The following is a 9,995-nucleotide window of genomic DNA, read 5'->3' as shown; positions in this document are numbered from 1 at the left end:
GGTGCGCCTCGTCGGCCGGGGTGAGCACCTCGGACTCGTCGATGTAGTCCACGCCCAGGCTCTGCAGGACCTGCGCCTCGACGAAGTGCCCGATCCGGGCCTTGGCCATCACCGGGATCGAGACCGCGCCGATGATCCCCTCGATCATGTCGGGGTCGCTCATCCGCGCGATGCCGCCCTGCGCGCGGATGTCGGCGGGCACCCGCTCCAGCGCCATCACGGCGACCGCGCCGGCGTCCTCGGCGATCTTCGCCTGCTCCGGGGTGACGACGTCCATGATCACCCCGCCCTTGAGCTGCTCGGCCATGCCGCGCTTGACGCGGTCGGTACCGACGGCGGAGTGACTGGTCTTCCCGTCCGATGCCATGTCAGTCCACCTTCGTCTCGTCGACAGCGGGAACAACGCGACCGGACGCCGCCGCGAACCTGCGCAGGACGTTCCTGGTGACAGCGACGACCCCCGGGTCGGCCTCCTTGCCGACCAGCGCACCCGTCCAGGCGATCGAGCCGACCGAGAAGACGGCACCGCCACCGGGAACCGGCGTGTAGGTCACGTCGGCGCGAACCTCCGGATCCGTCGTCCCACCGCCCAGACCTGGCAGGTTCATGCCCAGCTCCTCGATCGCCCGCTGGTACTCGTCGCTGTGCCCGAAGGAGCTGGCCAGCACCACCGTCCCGGGCGGCGTGCCCAGAGTGGTGTCGGCGCGGTCGATCTCATCACCCGCTGCACCGCCACGGACGAGACCCACCGAACCGAAGACGTCGCCCTCGACGCCGTCGAAGATCCAGCTCACGTCGTCGGCGTAGCTCGCGGCCGAACGCCGATAGGGGGACGAGCGGTCCCAGCCCTGGGCGCAGAAGCCCACCCCGACGAGAGCCTGCGGGGCGCGCCCGCGATGCCGCCACAGACCGGCCGGCTCTCCCGAGCTCAGCAGAGTCACCTCACCGGGCTCGGAGTCCCAGCCACGCACCCCGGCATTCCCGCGCCGGATCTCCGTGATCAGCGGACTCTCGCTGAGAACACCGGTTGCCTGGTAGAAGCCGTTACCGCCGAGGTACATCAGGTTCCCGCCGGAGTCACGGTAAGCCTGCAGTCCCGCGTTCATCTCGGCGGAGGTGTACTCCGGGTGCGCACCGGTGACCACGACGGCGTAACGGGACAGGAGGGCGTGACCCTGCTGGTGCACCTCGAGGTCGGTGACGACGTCGAACGTGCAGCCCTCGCCACGCAGCCAGCGCAGGAGGTACATGTCGCCGGAATAGCCCCGGCCCGATTCGGTCAGCCACATCTCGTAGTCGGCGCGCATGGTGAGAATGGCCCGCGCAGCGGAACTGAAGAAGACACCAGTGCCATCCGAGTGGCGGTCGTACTGCGAAAGGCCGTACTCGGGCCTCCCGACCCGCACGGCGTCCCGCGGGTCGAGACGGATGTCAGCTCGGAGCCCCGAGACGTCACCCTCGAACATGTGCTCGTTGGCGTAGGCGAGGTAGGTGAACACCGGCAGCACGACGAGGATCGGTGCAGGTGCGGACTCCGGTGCCGGAACCAGCGTCACCGGGACGACGTCGGTGTGGTCCTCCGCGCGCAGGACGATGCCGTACAACGCCGAGGGCAGGTCGTGAGGCAGGCTCGCCTCCAGCAGCGCCGACCAGCCGACGTCGCTGAGGGCGTCGTCGTGGAAGTGCACCGCGGCGTACTGCTCGGGTGCGTGCACGAAGCTCGTGACGCTGCCCGACCAACCGACTCCGGTCACGCCCCGCGCGGGCAGATTGACCAGCAGCCCGTCGGGCGAGCCCGCGACGCCACGCACGGTCATGTCGTTGCCCGGGCGTGCGGGAGCGAAGTCCCAGGCTCCGAGGACGCGCGCGACATCGGAGACCGCCACCGTCGTGTCGCCGGATGCGGCCCTGGCCAGTTCCGAGGAGCTCAGCCGGCCGGCGACGAGGAACGGCGCCTCGAGCTTGCCGTTGAAGAGGTCCCGCGCGGAGCCGTGCACGGCGCCGTCCGTCCGGTCGACGCGCGCCACCTTCCCACCCGCCAGGCTGACCCGCGCGCCGTCCAGGTGGGGTAGCGAGACCGCCTCGCCGTGTCCCGTGCACGTCACGGGGTTCGGCCCGACCGCGGACACACGCACCGTGAGGCTGCCCTGCGTGACCTCGACCGTGGCGAAGTACCACGTCCGGGACCGGAGCGCTGCCCCCGCCCGGACCTGCGTGGAGACCGCCTGTGGACCGTCCACGGCAGCGACCACGTCGCCGCCCTCGACAGCCAGGACGAGTCCGCGGCCGTCGGCCCCGTCGACGGCCAGCAGCGTCTGCCGGCCAGCCAGATCGGGCGCCGTGGGCCAGAACCAGATGCCGCAGGTGAAGTCGTGGGCGGACCGCGAGAAGGCCTGATCGACCACCGCGAAGCTGCCCACGGAGTGCTCCTGCGGCAGGGCCTCGAAAGTTCCGGCACCGCTCCACGGGACGCTGATCACGTCGTCTCCGGTCAGCTCGACCAGCTGAACGTCCACGGCCGTCGGGCGGTCGACGTTGACGTGCACCCGCACGCGGTCGCCCGGCGCGTAGGACAGGCGGTCGGTGTATCCGTAGACGGCGTTCGTAGCAGGCACCCTTGCTTGTCTCCTCTGCGTTCTCGATGGTCGCCGTGGGCGCCCGACCGGCCCGGCCGGGCGCCCACGTATCACTCCGGAGTTGCCGCGCTCCGGACCTTCCCCGCCTGGGCGCCGGCCAGCTTCTCGGCGAACGCCGCCAGGACGAGCACCGTGCCCTGGGCCGCGACCGACCACGACGGCGGCACGTTGAGGATCGTGAGTCCGTTCTGGAGCAGTGCCAGGAACAGCACCCCGAGGACGACTCCCCGCATCGTGCCGCGGCCACCGGTGAAGGCGACGCCGCCCAGCAGCGCCGCGGTGAGCACCGCCATTTCCAGGCCGAGACCGGCTGTGGCGGCCGGGGTACTGCCCACGCGGGCGGCGAGCATGACGCCGCCCAGTCCGGCGGCGGCCCCGGTCATGACGAACAGCCAGATCCCGATCCGGGTGATGTTCACACCGGAGACCCGCGCCGCCTCGGGGTTACCGCCCGTGGCGAGGATGTGCTTCCCGGTAGCCGTCCAGTTGAGGATGACGACGCCGACGGTCACGACGACGACAGCGATGATGACCAGGATCGGCACCCCGAGCACGCCGGCGGTGCCGAAGTCGAGGAAGGACTCGGGGAACCCGTACAGCGCGTCCGGCGCCACGATCTGCGACAGGCCGCGGACCGCCGACAGCGTGCCCAGGGTGACGATGATCGGCGACAGCCCGCGGATGACGACCAGCCACGAGTGGACGAGACCCACGACCAGACCGGTCAGCACTCCGACGAGCGCCGCCAGCGGCCAGGCGACGCCCTGCAGCATGGTCCAACCGCTGACCACGGCCGAGAGACCCACGGTGGAGCCGACGGACAGGTCCACGTAACCGGCCATGAGCAGTAGCGCGAAGGGCGTCACGATCACCAGCGTCAGGGCGCTCTGCAGCAGGACGGTGCGGAAGTTGCCCACGGTGAAGAACACGTCGGAGCTCAGCGAGAAGAAGAGGACCAGGACGGCGAACGCGATGAGCAGCGCATTCGTAGCCATGCCCCTTCTGAGATCGGGGGCCTTGATCGCGACCCGTGCTGTCAGTTCAGCCACCTGCTGGCTCCTTCGTGCGTTCCGCGGCATGGGCCGCTGCGATCAGTTGATCGGCACGTGCGTCCGAGACGCTCGTGCGCAGGGTCACGGTGCCCCGGCTGAGGACGACGACGTCCGTACCGAGCTGCAGCACCTCGTCCGGGTCGGACGAACGGAAGACGACGGCGATCTCGCGCTCGGCGAGAGCCTGCCGGATTCGTTTCCAGATCTCGGCCCTGGCTGCGATGTCCACACCTTGGGTGGGCTCGTCCAGCAGCAGGACCTTGATACCGGGTCGGGCGAGGAGCCATCGGCCGATGAGGATCTTCTGCTGGTTCCCGCCGGAGAAGAACCGCGCCGGCAACGTCGGGAGGCGCGGGCTCAGCACCATCTCGTCCGCCAGCTCGGCGAACGCGCGACCCTCCTGTGCACGCTTGCGCATCCACGGTGCCGACCCGAGGGCACGGCGCGCGACCATCACGTTGTCGGACGCCGGGAGATCCGGCAGCAGGGCCTGCTTGCGTTCGCCCGGGACGAAGGCGACCCCGCGCCTGATGGCCTGGACCGGCGTCGACGGGTGGTAGTCCTGGCCGTCGACGCGCACCTCGCCGCCACTGCGCGCGATGACCCCGCTGAGCGCCCGGAGGACGTCGGACGCCCCCGAGTCCATGTTCCCGTACAGGGCGACGCACGAGCCGGCCGCGACGTCGAGGTCGAGTCCCCCCACGACACCGACCGACAGCCCGCGCGTCTCCAGGAGCAGCCGCGTGGGGTCGGACCTTCGCACCTCTGGCACCGCGGCCGACGGAGTGGCGGCGAGCGGCGAGATCGCAGCGATGACGTCCTCCCGCCGGAGGGACGCGCGTGGCCCTTCGAGGGCGACTCCGCCGTCGCGGAGCACCGTGATGCTGTCGGCGATCGCGAAGACCTCGTCGAGGCGATGCGACACGTAGACGACCCCGACACCACGGACGTCGGCGAGACGACGGACCTCGTCCAGGAGAACCGCCGCCTCCCGCTCGCCGAGCGCCGCGGTGGGCTCGTCGAGCACGAGGACATGCGGCCTGCGGTGCAACGCCTTGGCAATCTCGACCAGCTGCTTCTCGCTGACGCTGAGGTCACCGACGTGCACACGGGGGTCGATGCGGACATCGAAGCCGTCGAGAAGCTGCCTGGCCGCCCGGAGCTCATCGCGCTTCCGCAGCCGCCCGCGGGTGGTCAGCTCCGAGCCGAGGAAGATGTTGTCCGCGACCGACATGCCGTCGTGGACGCTGAAGTGCTGGTAGATCACGGACAACCCGGCGTTCAGCGAATCGCGCGGAGAGCGAATCGCCTGGATGACGCCGTTGAGTGCGATCGTGCCCCCATCGGGGATGTTCGCACCGCTGAGACAGCTGATCAGGGTCGACTTCCCGGCTCCGTTGGCCCCGAGGAGGGCACGGACCTCACCGGCACGGACCGTGAGATCGACACCGGCCAGCACCGGACGTCCGTCGAAGCTCTTGACGAGCCCGCGGACGTCCAGTGCCGGCGCAGCCGATGGGCCTAGTTCCATTCGTCCAGGAGCTCGGCGACGAGGGCCTGGTCCTCGAACGAGGCAAGCACGGGTGTCTGCTCGATCACCACGTCGGACTCGCCGTTCAAGACACGGTCGGCGATGTTGGCGATGTCCTGGCCGAGCGTCTGCACGCGCAGGGCCGCCGTCGCCTTGTAGTGACCGTCCGTCTGGAGCTCCTCGAGTGCCCGGACGTTCCCGTCCTGGCCCGCGATGTAGCTCTCTGCGGCGGGGATGCCGGCGTTCTGGAACGCCTTGAGCGCACCGAGTGCACTGTCGTCGTTCATGGAGATGACGACGCGCAGGTCAGGATGAGCCTGGAGGACATCCTCGGTGACGCGCAGCCCCGTGGCCTCATCGAGGGCATCCTGCTCGGCCACGACGCTCCCGTTGGGGGCGGCCTCGATGGCTTCCCCAGGCAGCTCCCAGCGCGGCGCCACGGACGTCAGCGCGCTCGCGGTCAGCAGGAGAGCCTTGACCGGCCTGCCGCCCTGGGTGGAGATCCACTGCGTCACGGACTCGGCGATGACCTCACCGGAGGCCTCGTGGGAGAAGAGCACCGCGCCGTCCGCGTCGGGCATCTGCGCGCTGTACGTGATCCACTTGATACCCGCGTCCTGCGCGCGCTTCTGCAGGCCGGCCACGGTGGACGGGTCGAAGGGGAACACGACGATCGCGTCGACCCCCTGCGTGATCCAGTTCTCGATGTCCTTGACCTGGACGGCCGTGTCACCGCGGGGGTCGTCCGACAGGAAGCGGTAGCCGAGCTCCTCGGCGCGCGCCTTGGCAGCGGCCGTGACGGCCACGGCGATCGGGGCTTCCGACGCCGCGTGGCTGAACGCGATCGTCTTCTGCTCACCGCCCCCGGAGGCCTCCGCTCCGCCGCAGGCGGCGAGCGCTGTCGAGACGAGGAGAGCGGCGACCAGAGTCACCGCTCTCGTGAAGTATCGAGGGACATGCATGGGTAGCTCCCTTCAGAGCAAACGTTTGTGCAGACAGTAGGGAGGGGCCGGGAAGTCGTCAAGGAATACGCAAAGGTCGTTGGCGATCAGTGATCGGAGACCGAACCGGTTCGGTGGCCCAGGCGGCTCGGGGACCGACGGCCGACCACACAGGAGCACCTCCAGCGGATGCTCCCGGTGGCGCCCGGCGCGTGCTCGGTCAGCGTCGCGCGGGTAGGGGCTGACGACGGGGCGGACCCTGCGCACGCCGTCCTGGGTGGCCGACCGCGCAGTCCTGAGCACCAGGCGCGCTCAGTGGGGGCGGATGGTCCCGACGACGTGCTCGGTCGCGCTCTTCTCGTTGCGGACGGCGAAGTCCCAGCCACCGCCCGCCTGCGCCGTCGACAACGTCACCGTGCTGGGGAGCAACAGCGGCTTGCGGAAGCTGACGTCGACGTCGATCGCGTCGGGCAGCCGCCCGGACAGCGCTCCCAGCACGCGGGCCTTCACCCACATGCCGTGCGCGATCGCCCGCTTGAAGCCGAACGCCTTCGCTGTGAGACCCGACAGGTGGATCGGGTTCACGTCGCCGGAGACCTTGGCGTACCGCCGTCCGGCGTCGTCCGGGACCCGCCAGGTGGCCGAGACCCGCTCGAGGTCGCCGACCGCCACCTCGATGTGGGCCTCCGGCGCACCCTCGGGCGCCGTCGCCCCCCGCGACAGGTACGTCGACCGCGAGCGCCACACCTCCTGGCCGCCGGCGGAGACCGTCGCGCACAGGTCCACGGCGGCGCCGCTGCGGTGAGTGGCGAAGTTCTCCGCCCACACCTCCAGGTCCAGCAGCGCGTCGGAGCCGATCGGGCCCAGCACCTCGATCCGGTTGCGCACGTGGACCAGGCCGGGCAGTGCCAGCGGGAACGCGCGGTCGCTCATCAGCGCCATCTGCAGCGGGAAGGTGAGCATGTGCGGGTACGTCGCCGGCAGGACGTCGTTCAGCGGCAGCCGGCACACCCGCGTGTAGGCGGCCAGGTGCGCCGGGTCGACGGTGACGCCCTTCCGGGCCAGGTGCTCGTCCGGCAGGTCGCCGCCCCGGCCCCACGCCGTGACGGCGGCCTTCGCGTAGAGCTGCCCCAGGTTCGGGGCGGACTCCAGAACCCGCGTCGCCATCAGGCGCCCAGGAGCGACTGGCCGCAGACCCGCACGGTCTGGCCGTTGACCCCCGCGCTCCCCGGCTGCGACAACCACGCGATCGTCTCCGCGACGTCGACCGGCAGCCCGCCCTGCTGCAGCGAGTTCAGCCGGGAACCGACCTCGCGGGTGCCCAGCGGCATCTTCGCCGTCATCTCGGTGACGATGAAACCCGGCGCGACCGCGTTGATGGTCGCCTTCCGCTCGGCGAACGCCGGCGCCCAGGCCCGCACCATGCCGATGACGCCGGCCTTGGACGCCGCGTAGTTGGTCTGCCCGCGGTTGCCGGCGATGCCCGACTGGGAGCTGACGCACACCACGCGGGCGTGCTGGTTGAGCACGCCCTCGGCGTCCAGCAGCGCCTGGGTGATGTCCAGCTGCGCCTGCAGGTTCACCGCCATCACCGAGTTCCACCGGGCGGCGTCCATGTTGACCAGCAGCTTGTCCCGGGTGATCCCGGCGTTGTGGACGACGATGTCGACCCCGCCGTGCCGCTCGCGCAGGTGCTCGACCAGCCTTTGGGGGGCGTCGTCCGCGGTGATGTCGAGCTGGAGCGCCGTCCCGCCGATCTCGTTGGCGACGGCGGCCAGCGAGTCGCCGGCCGCCGGGATGTCCACGGCGACGACGTGGGCGCCGTCCCGGGCCATGACCTTCGCGATCGCTGCGCCGATGCCGCGGGCGGCACCGGTGACGACGGCGACCTTGCCGGCCAGCGGCTGGTCGCCGTCCTCGCTGCCGGGCTGGTCGGCAGCCGACAGTGTGACCACCTGGCCGTCGACGTAGGCCGAGCGGCCGGAGAGGAAGAAGCGCACCGGCGACGCGATCGCGTCCTCGGCGCCCTCGGGCACGAAGACGAGGTTCGCCGTCGAGCCGTTCAGCAGCTCCTTGCCGATGGAGCGGACCAGTCCGTCCAGCGCCTGGCGGGCGGCCGCCTGGGCCGGGGAGTCGGCGTCCGACGGCGGGTCGGCGAGGATCAGCACCCGTCCGGTGGCGCGCAGCCGCTTCACCGCGGGGGCCAGGAAGTCGTGCGCGCCGGCCAGGTCGGCCGGCGTCCGGAGACCGGTCGCGTCGAGGATCACCGCGGCCGGCTTCTCGCCGTCCGTGGCGCCGTCGGCGGTGACCGGCGACTGCACGTGGATGCCCTCGGTGCGCAGGAGCTGGGTCAGCGCGTCGCGCAGCCGGCCCTCCCCCGCCGAGCCGATGACCGCCGGTCCCGGCAGCAGCGGCTGACCGGGCTCGTGGCGGCGCAGCACCGCGGGGCGGGGCAGGCCGAGCTGCTTGGTGATGGTGGTGCCGAAGCCGGAGTTCGCGAAGTCGCGGTACCAGTCGCTCACGTGTGCGGGTTCCTTCCGAGGGGGGTCAGGACTCGAGGATGGCGACGACGCCCTGGCCGCCGGCGGCGCAGATCGAGATCAGGCCGCGCTTGCCCGGGCCCGCCTCGTGCAACTGCTTGGCCAGCTGGGCCACGATCCGGCCGCCGGTCGCGGCGAACGGGTGCCCGGCCGCCAGGGACGAGCCGTTGACGTTGAGCTTCGACCGGTCGATCGAGCCCAGCGGCGCGTCCAGGCCGAGCTTGCCCTTGCAGAACGCCGGGTCCTCCCACGCCTTCAGGGTCGAGAGCACGGTCGACGCGAACGCCTCGTGGATCTCGTAGAAGTCGAAATCCTGCAGCGACAGGCCGTTGCGGGCCAGCATCACCGGCATCGCGTAGACGGGGGCCATCAGCAGCCCCTCGCCGCCGTGCACGTAGTCGACGGCGGCGGTCTGCGCGTCGACCAGGTGGGCGAGCACCGGCAGGCCGTTCTCGGCGGCCCACTCGTCGGAGGCCAGCAGCACCGTCGAGGCGCCGTCGGTCAGCGGCGTGGAGTTGGCGGCCGTCATCGTGGCGCCCTCCCCCTTGCCGAAAACAGGAGCCAGCTTCGCAAGTCGTTCGATCGAGGAGTCCGGCCGCAGGTTGTTGTCCCGGGTGAGGCCGAGGAACGGCGTCACCAGGTCGTCGAAGAATCCGCGGTCGTAGGCGGCGGCCATGTTGTGGTGCGAGCGGACGGCGAGCTCGTCCTGCTCCTCCCGGCCGATCTCCCACTCCTTGGCGGTGATGGCGGCGTGGTCGCCCATCGCCAGGCCGGTGCGGGGCTCGGCATTGCGCGGGATCTCCGGCACCAGCTGGCCGGGCCGGATCTTCGTCAGCGCCTTGAGCCGGTCCGGCAGCGTCTTGGCGTTGTTCAGGCTGATCAGGACGCGGCGCAGGTCGTCGCCGACGGCGAGCGGCGCGTCCGACGTCGTGTCGACCCCGCCGGCGATGCCGGACTCGATCTGCCCCAGCGCGATCTTGTTCGCCACCAGGATCGCGGCCTCGAGGCCGGTGCCGCAGGCCTGCTGGACGTCGTAGGCCGGTGTCGTGGCCGACAGCTTGGAGCCGAGCACCGATTCGCGGGTCAGGTTGAAGTCGCGGGAGTGCTTCAGGACGGCGCCGGCGACGACCTCACCCAGCTGCGCGCCCCGGAGCCCGAAGCGCGCGACCAGCCCGTCGAGGGTCGCGGTCAGCATGTCCTGGTTGGACGCCTGGGCGTACGCGGAGTTGGAGCGGGCGAACGGGATCCGGTTCCCGCCGACGATCGCGGCCTTGCGAGCCATCGGAACCTCCAGG

Annotated in this window: 7 protein-coding genes and 1 pseudogene; all 8 read right to left on the bottom strand. The window is 71.0% G+C overall.

The window, feature by feature from the left end:
• Positions 1-367: pseudogene (locus tag E4P40_RS11670) on the bottom strand (pyridoxal 5'-phosphate synthase lyase subunit PdxS); the annotation flags it as partial.
• A gap of 1 nt (position 368) precedes the next feature.
• Positions 369-2,615 (bottom strand): N,N-dimethylformamidase beta subunit family domain-containing protein, encoded by a 2,247-nt coding sequence (locus E4P40_RS11665; protein ID WP_135158778.1) that lies wholly within the window; start codon positions 2,613-2,615, stop codon positions 369-371.
• A gap of 71 nt (positions 2,616-2,686) precedes the next feature.
• Complete coding sequence (locus tag E4P40_RS11660) at positions 2,687-3,685, bottom strand: ABC transporter permease (protein ID WP_167762191.1); 999 nt, start codon at positions 3,683-3,685, stop codon at positions 2,687-2,689.
• Positions 3,678-5,219: a sugar ABC transporter ATP-binding protein gene (locus tag E4P40_RS11655; RefSeq protein WP_135158780.1), complete on the bottom strand. Its 1,542-nt coding sequence runs from the start codon at positions 5,217-5,219 to the stop codon at positions 3,678-3,680. The genes E4P40_RS11660 and E4P40_RS11655 overlap by 8 nt, the downstream gene beginning before the upstream one ends.
• Entirely contained in the window at positions 5,210-6,181 is a 972-nt protein-coding gene (locus E4P40_RS11650) for a sugar ABC transporter substrate-binding protein (RefSeq protein WP_135158781.1), read from the bottom strand. Before E4P40_RS11650 ends, E4P40_RS11655 begins: the two co-directional genes overlap by 10 nt.
• A gap of 291 nt (positions 6,182-6,472) precedes the next feature.
• Positions 6,473-7,327 (bottom strand): MaoC/PaaZ C-terminal domain-containing protein, encoded by an 855-nt coding sequence (locus tag E4P40_RS11645; RefSeq protein ID WP_135158782.1) that lies wholly within the window; start codon positions 7,325-7,327, stop codon positions 6,473-6,475.
• Positions 7,327-8,682: a 3-oxoacyl-ACP reductase gene (locus E4P40_RS11640; RefSeq protein ID WP_135158783.1), complete on the bottom strand. Its 1,356-nt coding sequence runs from the start codon at positions 8,680-8,682 to the stop codon at positions 7,327-7,329. The genes E4P40_RS11645 and E4P40_RS11640 overlap by 1 nt, the downstream gene beginning before the upstream one ends.
• 25 nt (positions 8,683-8,707) lie before the next feature.
• On the bottom strand, positions 8,708-9,982 hold the full coding sequence (locus tag E4P40_RS11635; protein WP_135158784.1) for an acetyl-CoA C-acetyltransferase: 1,275 nt from the start codon (positions 9,980-9,982) through the stop codon (positions 8,708-8,710).
• Between the last annotated feature and the right edge of the window lie 13 nt (positions 9,983-9,995).

This window comes from Blastococcus sp. CT_GayMR20, from assembly GCF_004570345.1.
Note: the sequence above shows the minus strand (reverse complement) of the source record. Positions and strands in the feature narration are given on the sequence as shown.

Bases quoted from the DNA above. Each gene is read 5' to 3' on its own strand.
- E4P40_RS11655 (WP_135158780.1), bottom strand. From the start codon at position 5,219: ATGGAACTAGGCCCATCGGCTGCGCCGGCACTGGACGTCCGCGGGCTC.
- E4P40_RS11650 (WP_135158781.1), bottom strand. From the start codon at position 6,181: ATGCATGTCCCTCGATACTTCACGAGAGCGGTGACTCTGGTCGCCGCT.
- E4P40_RS11645 (WP_135158782.1), bottom strand. From the start codon at position 7,327: ATGGCGACGCGGGTTCTGGAGTCCGCCCCGAACCTGGGGCAGCTCTAC.
- E4P40_RS11635 (WP_135158784.1), bottom strand. From the start codon at position 9,982: ATGGCTCGCAAGGCCGCGATCGTCGGCGGGAACCGGATCCCGTTCGCC.